The 17,288-nt window shown below is 42.4% G+C and carries 13 protein-coding genes; 7 read left to right on the forward strand and 6 right to left on the reverse strand.

Annotation, left to right across the window (positions count from 1 at the left end):
* Positions 1 to 1,419 carry a prephenate-dependent tRNA uridine(34) hydroxylase TrhP gene (trhP, locus tag VCA1004_RS02555; protein ID WP_086982274.1) on the reverse strand — a complete coding sequence of 473 codons (1,419 nt, stop codon included), beginning with the start codon at positions 1,417 to 1,419 and terminating at the stop codon, positions 1 to 3.
* A 200-nt stretch (positions 1,420 to 1,619) separates the two neighbouring features.
* A complete protein-coding gene (gene rdgC / locus VCA1004_RS02560) occupies positions 1,620 to 2,531 on the reverse strand; it encodes a recombination-associated protein RdgC (RefSeq protein ID WP_086982275.1) in 912 nt (303 codons plus the stop codon).
* Between the two features lie 215 nt (positions 2,532 to 2,746).
* Here rdgC and phoB point away from each other — a divergent pair, with 215 nt between their 5' ends.
* From phoB to VCA1004_RS02575, 3 genes are all read left to right on the forward strand, one after another.
* Positions 2,747 to 3,436, forward strand: a complete 690-nt coding sequence (gene phoB / locus VCA1004_RS02565) for a phosphate regulon transcriptional regulator PhoB (protein ID WP_086982276.1) — start codon at positions 2,747 to 2,749, stop codon at positions 3,434 to 3,436.
* A 35-nt stretch (positions 3,437 to 3,471) separates the two neighbouring features.
* Positions 3,472 to 4,779 (forward strand): phosphate regulon sensor histidine kinase PhoR, encoded by a 1,308-nt coding sequence (gene phoR, locus VCA1004_RS02570; protein WP_086982277.1) that lies wholly within the window; start codon positions 3,472 to 3,474, stop codon positions 4,777 to 4,779.
* A 68-nt stretch (positions 4,780 to 4,847) separates the two neighbouring features.
* Positions 4,848 to 5,840 carry a PstS family phosphate ABC transporter substrate-binding protein gene (locus VCA1004_RS02575; RefSeq protein ID WP_408646893.1) on the forward strand — a complete coding sequence of 331 codons (993 nt, stop codon included), beginning with the start codon at positions 4,848 to 4,850 and terminating at the stop codon, positions 5,838 to 5,840.
* An 80-nt stretch (positions 5,841 to 5,920) separates the two neighbouring features.
* Here VCA1004_RS02575 and ppx read toward each other — a convergent pair whose 3' ends face one another.
* Both ppx and ppk1 read right to left on the reverse strand, forming a co-directional pair.
* Complete coding sequence (gene ppx, locus VCA1004_RS02580; protein ID WP_086982278.1) at positions 5,921 to 7,465, reverse strand: exopolyphosphatase; 1,545 nt, start codon at positions 7,463 to 7,465, stop codon at positions 5,921 to 5,923.
* 20 nt (positions 7,466 to 7,485) lie between these two features.
* A complete protein-coding gene (gene ppk1 / locus VCA1004_RS02585; RefSeq protein ID WP_086982279.1) occupies positions 7,486 to 9,549 on the reverse strand; it encodes a polyphosphate kinase 1 in 2,064 nt (687 codons plus the stop codon).
* Between the two features lie 220 nt (positions 9,550 to 9,769).
* On the opposite strand from ppk1, the gene VCA1004_RS02590 reads away from it, so the two are divergent.
* From VCA1004_RS02590 to phoU, 4 genes are read left to right on the forward strand one after another with little or no spacing between them, the layout of a single operon-like run.
* Positions 9,770 to 12,208: an ABC transporter permease subunit gene (locus tag VCA1004_RS02590; protein ID WP_086982280.1), complete on the forward strand. Its 2,439-nt coding sequence runs from the start codon at positions 9,770 to 9,772 to the stop codon at positions 12,206 to 12,208.
* 39 nt (positions 12,209 to 12,247) lie between these two features.
* On the forward strand, positions 12,248 to 13,906 hold the full coding sequence (pstA, locus tag VCA1004_RS02595; RefSeq protein WP_086982281.1) for a phosphate ABC transporter permease PstA: 1,659 nt from the start codon (positions 12,248 to 12,250) through the stop codon (positions 13,904 to 13,906).
* A 1-nt stretch (position 13,907) separates the two neighbouring features.
* Entirely contained in the window at positions 13,908 to 14,726 is an 819-nt protein-coding gene (gene pstB / locus VCA1004_RS02600; RefSeq protein WP_086982282.1) for a phosphate ABC transporter ATP-binding protein PstB, read from the forward strand.
* A gap of 25 nt (positions 14,727 to 14,751) precedes the next feature.
* Complete coding sequence (gene phoU / locus VCA1004_RS02605; protein ID WP_086982283.1) at positions 14,752 to 15,450, forward strand: phosphate signaling complex protein PhoU; 699 nt, start codon at positions 14,752 to 14,754, stop codon at positions 15,448 to 15,450.
* A gap of 30 nt (positions 15,451 to 15,480) precedes the next feature.
* On the opposite strand, the gene VCA1004_RS02610 is transcribed toward phoU, so the two are convergent.
* Together VCA1004_RS02610 and VCA1004_RS02615 are read right to left on the reverse strand one after the other, a co-directional pair.
* Entirely contained in the window at positions 15,481 to 16,218 is a 738-nt protein-coding gene (locus VCA1004_RS02610) for a copper homeostasis protein CutC (protein ID WP_086982284.1), read from the reverse strand.
* Positions 16,219 to 16,573: 355 nt separating this feature from the next.
* Positions 16,574 to 17,185, reverse strand: coding sequence for a peroxiredoxin C (locus tag VCA1004_RS02615; protein ID WP_086982285.1), 612 nt, complete (start codon positions 17,183 to 17,185; stop codon positions 16,574 to 16,576).
* Positions 17,186 to 17,288: the final 103 nt, after the last annotated feature.

The raw sequence follows: 17,288 nt of genomic DNA on the forward strand, positions 1-17,288 counted from the left end.
TTACTTCGCTTCTGCTGTTGCCGTGACTGGGTTACGGGTATTTTGACCATGAGATAAGTTACGCATGAGTAGGCCGTAACTTAAATCCAGATCTTCTGGAACAGGAATAAACACAAAGTGACCGTTGCCTTTCGCGTCATCGACTTTCTCAGACTTGCGGTTTTCCATTTCTTCTAAAGTGAAGTTGATGTTACCGTTTGGTGTCATTAATTCTAAGCTATCGCCAAGTAAGAACTTGTTCTTCACTTCAACTTCCGCTAAATGGCCACGACGTTTACCGGTAAATTCACCGACAAATTGTTGTGAGTCCGAAACCGAATAGCCGTAATCGTAGTTTTGGTAAGCATCGTGAGTATGACGACGTAAGAAACCTTCAGTGTAACCACGGTGCGCTAGGCTTTCTAGTGTACCCATTAGGCTCTCATCAAATGGTTTGCCGGCCACTGCATCATCAATAGCTTTACGGTACACTTGAGCGGTACGTGCGCAGTAGTAGAACGACTTAGTACGTCCTTCAATTTTTAAAGAGTGAACGCCCATTTTGGTTAAACGCTCAACGTGTTGAATCGCACGCAGATCTTTAGAGTTCATGATGTAAGTGCCGTGTTCATCTTCAAATGCCGCCATTTTTTCTTCAGGGCGATGAGATTCAGAAAGCAGCACCACTTCATCAGTCGGTTTTCCTAAACCAAGTGTGTTGTCTGGGCGTTGTTCTTGGACTTCAATAGCCTGTGTTTGGCTTGGATCAAATTGCTCTACCGGCGTTTCCGCTGAGACGATTTGACCGGCATCGTTTTCCGTACCTTTTTCAACTTTGTACTCCCAACGACAAGCATTTGTGCAGGTGCCTTGGTTTGGATCGCGTTTGTTCATATAACCAGACAACAAACAACGACCAGAGTAAGCCATGCATAAAGCACCATGAACAAAAATCTCAAGTTCTGTGTCAGGACATTGTTCACGGATCTCTTCGATTTCTTCAAGTGATAATTCACGCGATAAGATCACACGTTCTACACCTTGAGAGGCCCAGAATTTTACAGTGGCCCAGTTCACCGCATTAGCTTGAACTGAAAGGTGGATCGGCATCTCAGGGAAAGCTTCACGAACCATCATGATTAAACCAGGATCAGACATGATTAATGCATCTGGGCCCATGTCGACCACAGGTTTTAAATCGCGGATAAAGGTTTTTAGCTTTGAGTTATGTGGTTGAATGTTACAGACCACATACAGCTTCTTACCTAGCGCGTGCGCTTCGTTAATCCCGATTTGTAGGTTTTCATGGTTGAATTCATTGTTACGTACACGAAGGCTGTAACGAGGTTGTCCTGCATAAACCGCGTCGGCGCCATAAGCGAAGGCATAACGCATGTTTTTAAGGCTACCAGCAGGGGACAATAATTCAGGTTTAAACATAATGATTTCTCTAGGTCTGATTTCAGGTCAGGTTTATACCACCAAGCGGTATAAATTAGGGGAGCGAATTTTACGCTAAGTTAAGATAAAAAGCGAGAAAAGCACAATATGAGTAAGGAGAAAAAATGCACAAGGGTATCGATATACAGAAGTTATACCGATACCCTAAACCGTCGTAATCGACACTGAAGGGACGATGCTCAGTCTTTTTGAGGGAAACCGCCTAAAGCATCAAACAGTTGTGGCAAGAAGGCATCAAACTCACCACACATTAATGTAAAATCGGCATCGAAACGCTGAGCGTGATCTTCACGAGGAATATCTTGATTAGTGTCTTTAAGCTCGTCACTGATTTTTAAACGCTTAATACTCACATCGGCAGATAAGACAAATTCAATACGCTCTTGCCAGCTAAGGGCAAGTTTGGTGACCACCTTGTCGGCGGCAATATGGTTTTGAATTTCTTCAGCGCTTAGTTCTTGTTTCTTACAACGAATAATACCGCCTTCTTCTTGTAAGGAGTGCAATTCGGCTTCATCCAATAATTGGAATCCTTGAGGTAAGTCACCGGTTTTTACCCATTCAGTTAAGCTAGTTTCCACGGCAATTTGTGGAATTGCTGGGATAACCGGTAAGCTACCGATGGTTTTACGTAATAGGGCTAGAGCATCTTCGGCTTTTTTGGTGCTGCTTGAGTCAACCACCACTAAGCCTAATCTTGGCATCAATAAGATTGAAGTAAAACTATGACGGCTAAAGGCTCGAGGTAACAAATCAATGAGAATTTCATCTTTGAGATCGTCTTTTTCTTTTTTCTTAAGTGGACGGCCTTCTTGTTGTTCAAGCAAGTCAATTTTGTCTTGTAATGAGTCTTTAATGACGGAAGCCGGCAATAATTTTTCTTCTTTTTTGGCTTTGACCAGAATGTGCTCACCAGCAACGTGGGTAAAGCTATCAGAGTGTTTATTGATAACACTTGTCCAACCGAATTTTTGCTTATCTTGGCTGCCACATGGAGTGAATTTGAATTCAGCGAGTTGTGATTCGAGCTTTTCGATATCTAAATTTATTTCACGATTGAAGCGATACACTAAACAATTTTTAAACCACATAATACTCATACTCAGTCTGGAATTTAGTTGGCTATCATAGAAGATTTAGTGCTGGATTCAAAGAAACAGAATGCCCTGTATGACAAAATCACTTGTGTTGTTTGACACTTAGATGAAAATTACTTTTCAGAAGTCACAAAAGTGTCATACTTAGAACACATAATAAGCATAATAAAATCACTAAATTATTTATAAGCGCGAAAGGGTTTTCGAATATGTCGAGAAGAATTTTGGTTGTTGAAGATGAAGCTCCAATCAGGGAGATGTTGTGTTTTGTTCTTGAGCAAAAAGGCTATCAAACTGTAGAAGCGGAAGATTACGACACCGCTATCGATAAGCTCTGTGAACCTTACCCTGATCTTATTTTATTAGATTGGATGCTGCCGGGCGGCTCAGGCATTAACTTCATCAAGCACATGAAACGTGAAGAGCTGACTCGTAATATTCCCGTGGTGATGTTAACCGCTCGTGGTGAAGAAGAAGATAAAGTTCGTGGTTTAGAAGTTGGGGCTGATGACTATATTACTAAGCCATTTTCACCGAAAGAATTAGTGGCACGCTTAAAAGCAGTTATTCGACGAGTGACACCAACTGCATTAGAAGATGTGATTGATGTGCAAGGATTAAAATTAGATCCCGTGTCTCATCGAGTCACAGCGAATGATACACCTGTTGATATGGGGCCAACCGAATTTAAAATGTTGCACTTTTTTATGACCCATCAAGAGCGTGTTTATAGTCGTGAGCAACTATTAAATAATGTTTGGGGAACCAACGTGTATGTAGAAGACCGAACCGTTGATGTGCATATTCGTCGCTTGAGAAAAGCATTAGAGCTTGCCGGTCACGATAAATTGGTTCAAACGGTACGTGGTGCTGGTTACCGCTTTTCAACGCGAGCATAATAGACTTCTATCGATCAATGGAGCATTAAACTGAAATGGTAGAAAGGTTATCCTGGAAAAAGCTAGCTTGGTCGCTGGCTTTTTTTTACTTTCCTTGGTTAATTATTGGCTGGTTATTTGGCTATATGGGGTGGCTGCTGTTTGTGGCGACCGCTTTACAGTTAATCTGGCACTTACACAATCAAGTACGTCTTTCCGAATGGTTATTAGATGAAAAACGTCTGAGCCCGCCTTCAGGAACGGGTCATTGGGAGCATTTATTCAATGGCATCTATCGTATTCAGCAAAAACAACGTCGCCGCCGAAAAGAACTTGGAAACTTAATTCGCCGTTTCCGTAATGGGGCTGAATCTTTACCCGATGCGGTCGTCGTTTTTCGTAGTGAAGGCAATATTGTTTGGTGCAATAAACTCGCTCAATCGATTCTTGGTTTCCGTTGGCCTGATGATTCAGGGCAGCCGATTGCCAATTTATTGCGTACCCCGGATTTTATTCATTATCTCTCTAAGCAAGACTTTTCCGAGCCTTTAGAAATGTTGTCGCCTTTAACGCCTGAACGGGTACTGGAGCTACGAATTGTACCGTATACCGAAGGGGAGCATTTGATGGTGGTACGTGATGTGACTCAAGTGAAGCAATTAGAAGGGATGCGCCGGAACTTCTTTGCGAACGTATCACATGAATTAAGAACCCCGATGACGGTTTTACAAGGCTATTTGGAAATGACGGAAGACCCAGAGATTTTAGCCGGTCCAATGTGGTCAAAAGCTCATGGGGTGATGACTGAACAATTATCGCGGATGAATGCGTTAGTGGAGCAGTTATTGACCCTTTCAAAAATTGAAGCCTCACCAATCCATGAATTGGATGAAATCGTCAATATTCCGTCGATGTTGGATATTTTAGAAAAAGAAGCAATCGCCTTAAGTGGTGAGAAAAAGCACAACATTATTTTTGATATAGACCGTCAAATGAAAGTCTACGGTGATGCTGAGCAATTGCGCAGTGCCATTTCTAATTTAGTGTATAACGCGGTGAAATATACCCCAGCGGGTGCAGAAGTGAAGGTACGTTGGTTTCATACCGCTCAAGGGGCGTGTTTATCGGTTAAAGACACTGGTGAAGGGATTGAAGCACAGCATATTAACCGTCTAACCGAACGCTTTTATCGAGTGGATAAGGCTCGTTCTCGTGAAACTGGAGGCAGCGGCTTAGGCTTGGCGATCGCCAAACACGCATTAGGTCACCATGAGTCTCATTTAGAGATTTCAAGCGAAGTGGGTAAGGGGAGTTGTTTTTCATTTGTGCTCCCTCAAAAACTGGTTGTTGATGCTGCGGATTAACAGGATAAAGGAATAGAATGCGTCGTTTTTGGATTACCCCGATAGTATGGCTGTGCTCATTTTCAAGCATGGCCGAGACACAATTCGCTGAAACACAAATGGCGAAGACGCCTATCCCTGTGACGTCAATTTCTGCGACACCAATTTCAGAGACACAAGGTGCGGAACAATTACCGACCTACCAAAAAGTGTCAGGAGTCTCGGGAATTCTAACGTCGGTTGGCTCCGATACCTTAGCGACCTTAATGTTGCTGTGGGCGCAAGAGTTTCAGAAAATCTATCCTAATATCAATATTCAGATCCAGGCATCCGGCTCCTCAACCGCCCCCACGGCGTTAACCGAGGCAACCTCTCAATTAGGCCCTATGAGTCGGCCAATGAAAGCCAAAGAAATTGAATCTTTCAAACATCAATATGGCTATCCACCTGTTCAATTAAGGGTGGCGATTGATGCGATTGGCATTTTTGTCAATAAAGACAACCCGATAGCTGGGCTTAATTTTCAACAACTTGATGCTATTTTTTCGTCCACTTTAAAATGTGGCGCAGTACGACCTTTAACCCAATGGCAAGATTTAGGCGTGCAGGCGGAATGGGCCAAGCTCGGCTTTCAGCTCTTTGGTCGAAATTCAGTTTCAGGGACGTATGGTTATTTTAAACAGCATGCGTTGTGTAATGGAGATTTTAAACGTGCGGTGAATGAGCAACCAGGTTCTGCCTCTGTAGTGCAATCGGTAGCGTCATCGATTAACGGGATAGGCTACTCGGGTGTGGGTTACCATGTATCAAAAGCACGCTTAGTGCCGATATCTCAAGACGGTCAAGAATACATTACGCCAACTCGAGATAATATTCTCAACGGTGAGTACCCGCTAGCACGTTATTTGTATGTGTATATAAACAAAAATCCGCTCAAGCCGTTACCTAAGCTGCAAGCGGAATTTTTAAAGTTTATCTATTCAAAACAAGGCCAGCTCAATGTTGAGAAAGATGGTTATATGTCGTTGTCCCCATCGCTCGCTCAATCGCAACTACAAAAAGTAGGCCTATCGCTACCTTAATGGATTTACTGCGATATTTTTATTTACAGTCTGTGGCTTAAACCATTCAAGTTAATTGCTGGTGGCTTTAAGCAGCGAGATTAAAAGCTTAATTTCCAGCCAGCATTTTTCCAATATTGTTGCTCGGTTTGCAGGTCGGCATCGAGCAATTTATTGTCTTGTAGCCAATTCTTATCACGGCAACTTAACGACCAGTGTTGAGTGTTGACTTTTTTCCCGTCACAACACTTGGTTTTATGCTCGATCATGAGTGTTAATTTTGGCAGGTCCTCACTGTCTTTACGTTGACCATTGACCACGATAGCTAAGCGTAAGATACAAATCAGAGGTAAAATTTGTTCAGGCTGATAAATACTTAGCTCTGGCATATCTTGCAATTTTAGTGATTTACGTTGAAAGCGCACTAAAGCCGATAACACTTGCTGCTGCTCTTGGTTAAAGCCTGGCATATTGGTATGTTGAAGAATATACGCTGAATGGCGATGAAAACCTTTATAGCGGATACTTAACCCAACTTCATGCAATAGAGCGCTCCAACTTAATAAGCTGGCCAATTCTGAATCGGTGGCGATGCCAACCTGCTCACTAACCAGACTGAGGAATTGTTCTGCTTGAGTGCGAACATTTTGAGCATGTGATAAATCGACTTGATGCTTAAAAGCTAAGTTTTCGGTGGTACGCATACGAATGTCTGAACGTTGGAATCGCTCTTCCATTTCATACATTAAACCTTCACGTAAAGCACCATCAGAAAAATGGAGGCTGTTAATCGAGAAAGATTCAACAATCGCTAGTAAGATTGCCACACCAGCGGCAAAGACTGGTTTGCGCTCATCGGTGAGACCGTTGAGTTTGATGTCTTCAATATGATCCAACTTGCAGAGCTCGTCTACAAGGTGTTGTAGCCTGTCTAAGGTAATCAAGCCATCGTCATAGCCCATACCAATTAGCACTTCTTTAATCGCTTTAATGGTTCCCGATGAACCTAATGCTGCATCCCAACCCAGTTTTTTATAAGGTTTACACAGAGCTTCGAGTTTTTGTTGTGCGGCGAGGATTGCTTTTGAAAAGTTCTTTTTCGATAATTTTCCATTACTGAAAAATTGATTGGTATAGCTGACACAGCCTAATTGTTTACTATTGAGTAACTGAGGTTCAAAACCTTCACCAATAATCATTTCGGTACTACCGCCACCAATATCAATGATGAATTTCTTTTCCCATTCTGGTTGGGTATGCGCGACACCAAGGTAAATTAAACGTGCTTCTTCCTCGCCTGGGATCACTTCGATGGGAAAGGGCAGAACGGTTTTAGCTCGAGCTAGAAAGATGTGTGCATTGTTGGCTTGGCGTAAAGTATGAGTGGCCGCAATACGAACATTGTTGGTATCAAAATCTTGTAAACGCTCGGCAAACATAGCGAGGCAGTCTAAACCACGTTGCATCGAAGCATTATCAAGATTCATTCGGCTGTCTAAACCATCGGCTAAACGAACCCTTTGTTTATGGCGGCTGACAATTTGTAAACCTGGTCCCGTTACTTTTGCTACCACCATGTGAAAACTATTAGAGCCAAGGTCAATCGCGGCAATGTAGCGAGTGTTGGGTTCGTTGATGGAAGTCATATTTACCTATTTATTCTGTTTTACGGAGTCTTTTTTTCAATTTGCTTTAAATAGTCGTAAATAGCAATTTGTGAGCGGACTTTTTTTCTATTGCCTCGCGCCACATAGTGATTGTTCATCTCTTTATCGATCACGCGCGCTTTAACCGTATCGATAAAATGAATATTGAGAATATCAATAATACGTTGTTTTAGTCTTGGCGAATGGATGGGGGTCGCCACTTCAATTCGATAATCTAAGTTACGTGTCATCCAGTCTGCTGATGAAATATAGACCTTTGGATCGCCATCATTTTCAGTAACTACCACACGCGGGTGCTCTAAAAATCTATCGATGATACTAATAATGCTAATATTTTCACTCACCCCAGCAATCCCCGGAACTAAGGAGCACATCCCTCGAACGATCATACGGATTTTGACTCCAGCATTGCTGGCACCGTAGAGTTTACTGACGAGGCCTTTATCCACCAAATTATTAACTTTGAGTGTGATGCCAGCTTTCTTGCCTTCTTTCGCTAAAGCGATTTCTGCATCAATTAATTTATAAATTTGTTGGCGTGCATTACGAGGTGACACCATCAGTTGAGTAAAGCGCACTGGACGATAAGGGTTCTCAATATAACCAAATACACTTCTTACTTCACTGGTTAGCTGAGGGTCAGCGGTTAATAGTGCAAAGTCGGTATAAATACGAGCGGTTTTTTCATGGAAGTTACCTGTGCCGATATGAGCATAACGTTTGATTTCTCCTTCTTCACGACGTGTAATCAAGAGGAGTTTTGAGTGTATTTTTAACCCAGGAGCCCCAAAAATTACGTGTACTCCGGCATCTGTTAACAGCTTCGCCCATTCGATATTGGCTTCTTCATCAAAGCGTGCTTGCAGTTCAACCACCACAGTCACTTTCTTTTTATTATGGACGGCATCCATCAATGAGCTCATTAACTTGGAATTTTTAGCGACTCGATAGATGTTGATTTTGATACTAATGACTTTAGGGTCAAAGGACGCTTGGCGCACCAGTTCCGTAATATGATCAAACGTATGATAAGGATAATAAAGCAAAATATCTTGCGCACTGATGGCTTCAAAGCTATTGGGATAACCGTTAAAATCTGAGCATTTTAAAGGAGGCAGAGGTTTATTTTCTAAATAATCGCGGCCTACGTTTGGAAAGGCAGTAAAATCTTTAAAGTTATGGTAACGACCGCCAGGGATCAGGCTATCGTAACTGGTCATATTTAACTTTTCACACAAATACTTTAAGAGCGCTTCTGGCATATCTCGTTGATAAACCAACCGTACCGGCATCGCAGTTAAACGTTGATTGACCCCTTCTGACATTTGTTCTAATAAGCTATGTTCGACTTCATGACGTAAATCGTATTCGGCATCTCGCGTCATGGTCATGGTGTAGCTGTTTAGCTCATCGTATTCAAAAAAGCCTTTGAAAATGTCGTCCAAACAAAAACGAATAATGTTATCTAACAAGATAATGGTTTTACGGCGTTTCCCTTTTTGTTCCGGCACCATAATAAAGCGAGGCAAATGGTTAGTTGGGATATCAATTAAAGCATAATTACGCACATCATTATTGATGATCTCAACGGTAAGATAAGAATGCTCATCTTTTAAAAAGCCCAGAACATCAGTGTCTTTATTCATTAAAAATGGCGTGATATGAGGGAGTACTTCGCGTTGAAAGTACTTACGGATCCATTTTTGTTGATATTCTTGCAATTGTGATTCATTGACTAAGAAGATACGACGACGAGCCATTTCTAAGATAAGCTCATTGTATAGCTCATCAAAGCGCTGATTTAAACGTAAAACCTTGGATTGCATTTTGGTCAGCAAATGCTTAGGGCCATCACTGCTGCCACTTTCTTGGCTGATCAGGATGCGGCGCTTAACGTCAGCAAAGCGCACTTTAAAAAACTCATCTAAGTTACTAGAAAATATACCTAAAAATCTCACTCTTTCAATTAAAGGAACGGTTTTGTCAGCGGCTTCTTGCAGTACGCGTTCGTTAAAAGATAACCAGCTAAGTTCTTTTTCAATGTAGAGTTTTTCTGAGCTCATTTTAGTTTCCAGCTTGTATCGTCGCGATGAGGGAAAAGTTGCATTTAATCGGGCATAGGAACAATCAAGTTAAATTTAGTGGTTTTATGTGACATTTTTATTTCAATGTACTCTACTTCTTCGGGCAACAGTAATAAAATCAAGTAGAAATAGAAGTATAGTAATAAAATTGTCACACAATCGACATATTATGACGTCACTCAAAAAAGGTATGTGAAACATGACTCAAACGGACACTTTCTTTCAACAACGAGACAAGCGACGCTGGTTGACCGACCGTTTTGCTCGCTCGGTGATTACGTTGGGAGGAGGAAGTGTTTTGGTAACCTTGTTGCTGCTGATCTTTTATCTCGTGGTTGTGATTACGCCAATATTTTCTGGCGCTTCGATGACACGCCACGCTGATTTTTCATTAGCGACTAATAATGCTTCAAATCAACAACCTATCGCACTAGGTATCGATGATGATGGCAAAACCGCTTATCATTTTACGCAAGATGGTTGGTTGATTTTTTCCGCTTTACCCTCGATAACTCATCAAGGGGCTTTGTCATCACCATTATCGACTCAACCGATTTTACAAGCGCAAGTGGTGGCTGAACCATTAGCATTTAAAGCGGCAGAAACCAGTTCTCGTTGGTATGGTTATTCGGATCATTCTGGTTTTATTTATGCCGTTCATCCGAAATTTTCCTCGGTTTATACTCAATCGGGTGAACATGCGGCACCGAGTTTAGGCACCTTTGCTCAGAATCCGATTCCGTTAGATGAACAAGGGATTCCGATTGTTCAATTTGATTTTTCAATCCAACCACAACAGGCGACCTTTGTGGGCGTGAATCAACAGGGACAATGGCAGGCACTTCGTTATCAAAAAAAATACAATCACTTAGAAAACCGTGTTTTTAGAGAGCCGCCTACAAAAGCGCAATGGCAATTGTTACGTCTTCAAATCCCCCAAATTAACCAAATAGTAAAGGATTTTCTTGTAACGCCTGATGGTAATACGTTGTATCTTTTGCATCCGCATAGTCTTTCGGTGTTAAAGCGAGATGGCATGGCATTTTCTTTGCGAGAAACGGTGGCGCTATCCTCGTCGAAGCTTGGTTTGTCAGGTATTGATAACAAAGGGGATTCAAAAGTAGGAAAAGCCACCAATCAAAGCCAGGCAGAAGGCGTAACATTGAATTTATTGCCTGGGGCGTATTCGGTTTTAGTGACCGAATCGGATGGTCAAGTCTCACAATGGTTTGACGTATTAAAAGAAGGTGAGCGTCATTTTACTCGTATTCGTGACTTTGTGAAAAGCCGGGAGCTTGTAAAACACGATAGCCTTGTAAAGAATGGTGCGCCTGTAAAAAACGATAGCTTGGTAAAAAATGATAGTTTGGTAAAAAAACAGCACGCGCAGACAGGGTTTTTGCTTCCTGATTTTTATCGTAAAGGTTTTTTCCGTTTTGATGACAGCGGGCGAGTCGATAATTATTTTACGACGGCTGATAATAAGGTTTTGAGCAAAAAAATAGCCACCCACGCCCCTGTAGCAGCGGCTTCTTCCGCGAATGAAAACTTTTTACTTACCGCTTATGGCGATCGGTGGTCGTTATTTGGGGTGAATAACCCGCATCCGGAAATTTCTTTTCATTCGTTATGGCAAAAGGTGTGGTACGAAGGCTACCCAGAGCCGGAGTTTATTTGGCAATCGACCTCTGCTGCAAATGATTTTGAACCTAAATTCAGCTTAGTGCCTATCGCGTTTGGTACCTTAAAATCGGCGTTATTTGCGATGTTATTTGCCGTGCCTATTTCAATTTGTGGCGCGATTTATACCGCTTATTTTATGACGGCGAAGATGCGTCGTTATGTCAAACCGACCATTGAATTAATGGAAGCGTTACCGACCGTCATCATTGGTTTTTTAGCTGGCTTATGGTTGGCCCCCATTGTGGAGCTTAACTTGCTGAATACATTGTTATTCATTGTATTGTTGCCGCTCGTTTTTCTCGTGTCCGCATTTGTGTGGCATTTACTCAACCGTAAATTAGAAGGTGAATTTCAAGGCTGGGTAGCATTGATGCTGATCCCGATAGTGTTGGGGTTTGGTCTACTTATCTCTATGTATGGGCACCAATTAGAAGCTTGGTTATTTGGTGGCGATGTGCGTTTTTATCTGGCCAAACTTGGTATTAACTTTGATCAGCGAAATGCATTAATCGTCGGCTTCGCCATGGGGTTTGCGGTGATCCCAACCATTTTTACTATTGCCGAAGATGCTATTTTTTCGGTGCCGAAACACTTATCCGATGGTGCCAGTGCGTTAGGAGCGACGCCTTGGCAGTGCTTAACAACGGTGGTGCTGGTTACTGCATCGCCCGGTATTTTTTCAGCAGTGATGATGGGATTAGGACGTGCGGTCGGGGAAACCATGATTGTTTTGATGGCAACGGGTAACACGCCGATCATGGATTGGAATATTTTTGAGGGAATGCGAACCTTATCGGCCAATATTGCAATAGAGATGCCTGAATCTGAAGTGGGAAGCTCACATTTCCGTTTGTTATTCTTGTCGGCATTTTTATTGTTTGTGTTTACGTTTATCGTTAACTCCATCGCTGAATACATTCGCCAAAGATTACGGGATAAATACAGTGCGTTATAAGAAAGAGTCAATCTGCTTGCGAGAAGGGATGTGGGCACAATGAAAGTGACGGACTTAAGCTGGTTAAAATCAGGCCGCCCTTGGGTATGGTTGACCGCAGGAGCTGTTAGTGTCTGTTTGATTTCAGTTTTAGGATTATTGCTATTGATTGGTTGGAAAGGATTAACCTATTTCTGGCCGACTCCATTGTACCAATGGCAAGACGATAATGCTCACAGATTGATTGGCCAAGTGTATCAACGTGATTATGTATCATTAAATCAAGTGATACAGCAACGTCCACAGTGGCCAGACGCGGTACTTGACGCGGCTGAAGTCGAGCGCTTATCGATTAAGGTTGCCAACAGAGAATTATATCAACGAGATTTTATTTCGGTTTTAGCGCTTGATTTACACCATCAACAGCAGCCTCAAAATCTTGCGGTATTCGAACGTACTCATAATGGTGATTTCTTTGGTGAGCCAGTGGCGGTGATGGCCAATGATGAAGTCTATCAATCGGATATTCCCCATCACTTGGAAGCCATGTTGCAAGAGGCCCGTGATGTCCGTGAACAAATTGACGATCTTATGGATGGGGAACTGCAAACAACCAATCATGGTTTAGAGAAGTTAAGAGAAGAGCGCCAATATAAAGAAAAACGTTCTGCTTTGAGTGATAAAGAGGAGCAAGCGTTTAACCAAAAGCAATTGCAACTGCAACAAGCGTTTTCTCGAGCTGAACAACAAGTATTAGCGTTGCAAGCTCAATTGGCACGTAAACAAATTATCGTTAAAGATATGCAGGGCAAAAAGGTTACCTTACCTTTGGATACGGTATTGGATGCCTGGTATCCCAATACGATGAGTTTTATGGATAAGGTTCTACATTGGGGCAAACAAGTTAAGAAGTTTCTTATCGAAAACCCAAGGGAATCCAACTCCGAAGGTGGGGTGTTTCCTGCCATATTCGGTACCGTTTTATTGGTGATCATCATGTCGGTGGTGGTGATGCCATTAGGTGTTATTGCGGCCATTTATATTCATGAATATGCCAATAATCGCCCGATGACTAAGCTAATTCGTATTGCGGTAGTGAATCTAGCCGGAGTGCCGTCGATTGTGTATGGGGTGTTTGGTTTAGGTTTTTTTGTCTACACCGTGGGCAACTCGATTGATGAGCTGTTTTATTCTGATACCTTACCGACTCCAACGTTTGGCACACCGGGATTATTATGGTCTGCCATGACCTTAGCTATTTTGACTCTGCCGGTGGTGATTGTTGCCACCGAAGAAGGCTTGTCTCGGGTGCCGAATTCTTTGCGTCATGGTTCTTATGCTCTTGGCGCAACCAAATTTGAAACCTTATGGCGTATTGTTTTGCCGATGGTGAGCCCGGCGATGATGACCGGGTTAATTCTTGCGGTTGCCCGTGCCGCGGGAGAAGTTGCTCCTTTGATGCTGGTTGGCGTGGTTAAATTGGCCCCAACGTTACCTGTGGATGCATATTTCCCCTATGTGCATTTAGAACGAAAATTCATGCATTTAGGGTTTCATATTTATGATATTGGCTTTCAGACCCCCAATATTGAAGCCGCGAGGCCATTAGTGTTTGCGACATCATTTTTGTTGATAAGCGTGGTGGTTGGGCTCAATATTACAGCTATTTTAATTCGTAATAACTTACGAGAAAAATTTAAAACATTAGGAACCGATTAAGATGTTATCTATTCATTCGGCTCTAGGGCATATCGAACCATTAAATGTTCGTGAATTGAGCGATAAGCAAACGGCAATTTCCATTGAAGAATTGAATTTGTTTTATCAGCAAACACAAGCATTAAAAGACATTAACATGCGCATACCTAAAGGGCATGTGACGGCTTTTATTGGCCCGTCAGGCTGTGGGAAATCGACGTTACTGCGTTGCATCAATCGAATGAATGATCTGGTGGATGGCTGTCGAGTCGAAGGTCGGGTTAATCTGCATGGGAATAATATTTATCACCCGAAAGTGGATGTGGCCAGCTTGCGTCGTCGCGTCGGCATGGTGTTTCAGAGGCCAAACCCTTTTCCGAAATCGATTTATGAAAATGTGGTGTATGGCTTACGCTTACAAGGCATTAAAGATTCTCGTACCTTAGATGATGCAGTGGAGCGCTCACTTAAAGCCGCCGCCTTATGGAAAGAAGTAAAAGACCGATTACATGAAAATGCGTTTGGTTTATCCGGTGGTCAGCAGCAGCGTTTAGTGATTGCTCGAGCGATTGCCATCGAACCGGAAATTTTGTTATTAGATGAACCAACCTCGGCGTTAGACCCGATTTCAACCTTAACGATAGAAGAGCTGATTTCGGAGTTAAAAACCAAATACAGCGTGGTGATTGTCACCCATAATATGCAGCAAGCGGCTCGTGTGAGTGATTACACTGCCTTTATTCACATGGGGCAACTGGTGGAATACAGTGACACCGACTCTATTTTCACCTCACCAAAGATGAAAAAAACGGAAGATTACATTACCGGTCGTTACGGTTAATGATGATGAATATTAAGGAATATCGATGCAATTAGGTCGCCATATATCGGGCCAATTTAATGTTGAACTGGAATCGATTCGAACTCATGTCTTGGCAATGGGCGGATTAGTCGAAGAGCAAATTTCCTTGGCGTTGCATGCGCTGTATAAACACGACCCTCAACTGGCTGCCAAGGTGAGAGCGAATGATGAAAAAGTAAATCAGATGGAAGTGGTTATCGATGAAGCGTGTACGCGGATCATTGCTAAGCGTCAGCCGACAGCCAAAGATTTACGTTTGATCATGGCGATCATCAAAACCATTTCTGATCTTGAACGTATTGGTAATGTTGCGATGAAAATCAGCTATGTGGCACAAGAAGGCTTTTCAGCAAATTTAGAAACCTTAATTGTGTCGGTTGAAAAGTTTGGTCGCATGGCCGTGACTATGTTGCATCAAGTATTAGACGCGTTTGCTCGGATGGACGTTCAAGCCGCTGCGGCGGTTTATCAAATGGATGATCAGCTTGATAGTGAGTTTAAAAAAGTCCAACAATTGATGATGAAATTAATGATGGACGACCCTCAATCTGTGCCTAAAGTGATGCAAGTGATTTCATGCACGCAGGCGATAGAGCGTGTTGGGGATCGTTGCCAAAATATATGCCAGTACATTATTTATTTTGTCGAAGGTAAAGATGTTCGCCATCATAGCGGTTATCTAGAATCATTAATGGGAAAATAACGCTTCCCATTAATGATGGGTAATACTGAGCTAGTTTAGCGCCTGCTTCACCGCTTGGATGATGTGTTTATCGGTGACGGGAATAGCAAAATCATCAATTGAATCGTGACCCATTTTGGCCGTGTTGGCGTGTAAGCTCATCAAGCTAGGGCGCGTTGTTTTACCGGAAAGATGAACTTCCGTTACTCCTGTGGTTTGAACGATTTCCTTTACATTGTTGATATTCACACCGGCGCCAGCCATGATCGCTATCTTACCTTGTGCCTGTTGTACCATTTGCGTCAGGATGGGCATCCCCTCGTAGGCATTACTAGCAAGACCGGAAGTTAAAACTCGCTCACACTTTAACGTCATAATATCTTGTAGAGCTTGTTGGTGATCTCGACATTGATCAATCGCGCGATGAAAAGTCACTCCCATACCCGATGCAGCGGCAATCAATTGCTGACAATGCGCTATATCGACATCTCCTTGGGCGGTTAACAGACCTATCACGATACCTTGTAGCCCCGCACGTTTTGCGCTGTGTACATCATCAAGCATGATCGCAATATCTTGTTCACTATAGAGAAAATCGCCTTGTCTTGGTCGAATCATGGCATAGACGGGGACGCTAGATTGTTGCGCCGCTTGTTTCATAAAACCATAGCTAGGGGTTAACCCGCCTAAAGCCAATGAGGAACAGAGTTCAATGCGAGTCGCTCCACCGGCAATAGCAAGGTGAAGAGATTCGATGTTATCGACACAAACTTCTAATACAATGTTCATAACTTTCTCATTCAATATGGGATAAGGCGCTAGTTTAAAAGATATTGCTGAACTTGAAAGTAGAAGATGATGATTTGTGAGCGAAAGCTTATACCAATTCCCCTAATGAGATGGTCAGAAATTACGTAGAAAAAGGCTTGAGAACAAGGCGGAAATTTTCGATAACTCGTTATTCTACAATTCACTTCTTTTATAAACGAAATGAAAGTTAAACGCCGTTATCGGCTTTGTAACAAGTAAGAAGGATTAGATAATTAGTACAATTGGTATTAATAAACTGCTGAGGTAAAAGTTTTGCGAGTTACATATAGAAAACCCCGCACAATGGCGGGGTTAAATAAGCTTTCAAGCTGAATTATTTTTTGTTTAGGTCAGCTTCGTGCTCAGACAGGTAAGCGGCAACACCTTCTGTTGAACCTTTCATACCTGCTTTACCTTCTTCCCATTGTGCTGGGCATACTTCACCGTGTTTTTGGTGGAAGTTTAGTGCGTCAACCATACGAAGCATTTCGTCAATATTGCGGCCTAGTGGTAGGTCGTTAATCACTTGGTGACGTACAACGCCTTCTTCATCGATAAGGAAAGAGCCACGGAAAGCAACACCTGCTTCTGGATGTTCGACATCGTAGGCTTTTACGATTTCATGCTTAACATCAGCAACAAGAGGGTATTTAACTTGACCGATACCGCCATCAGCTACGGCAGTGTTACGCCATGCATTGTGTGAGAATTGAGAATCGATAGACACACCGATCACTTCCACACCTTTGGCTTGGAAATCTTCGAAACGTTTGTCAAAAGCAATCAGCTCTGATGGGCAAACGAAGGTGAAGTCTAGAGGGTAGAAGAAAACAACCGCTTTCTTGCCTTTAGTAAATTCTGAAAAATTGAATGAATCAACGATCTCACCATTACCTAATACCGCTGCGGCTGTGAAATCTGGGGCTTGACGACCTACTAGTACCATTTTATTGCTCCTAATTTTTCTTTGATTTAACAATCAATACTCAAACGTCATTGTTTGAATTGGTTTTGCGCGACAGACTATAGTACATCTTATAGTATGAAAA

This window comes from Vibrio aphrogenes (genome assembly GCF_002157735.2).
GTDB classification, from domain to species: domain Bacteria; phylum Pseudomonadota; class Gammaproteobacteria; order Enterobacterales; family Vibrionaceae; genus Vibrio; species Vibrio aphrogenes.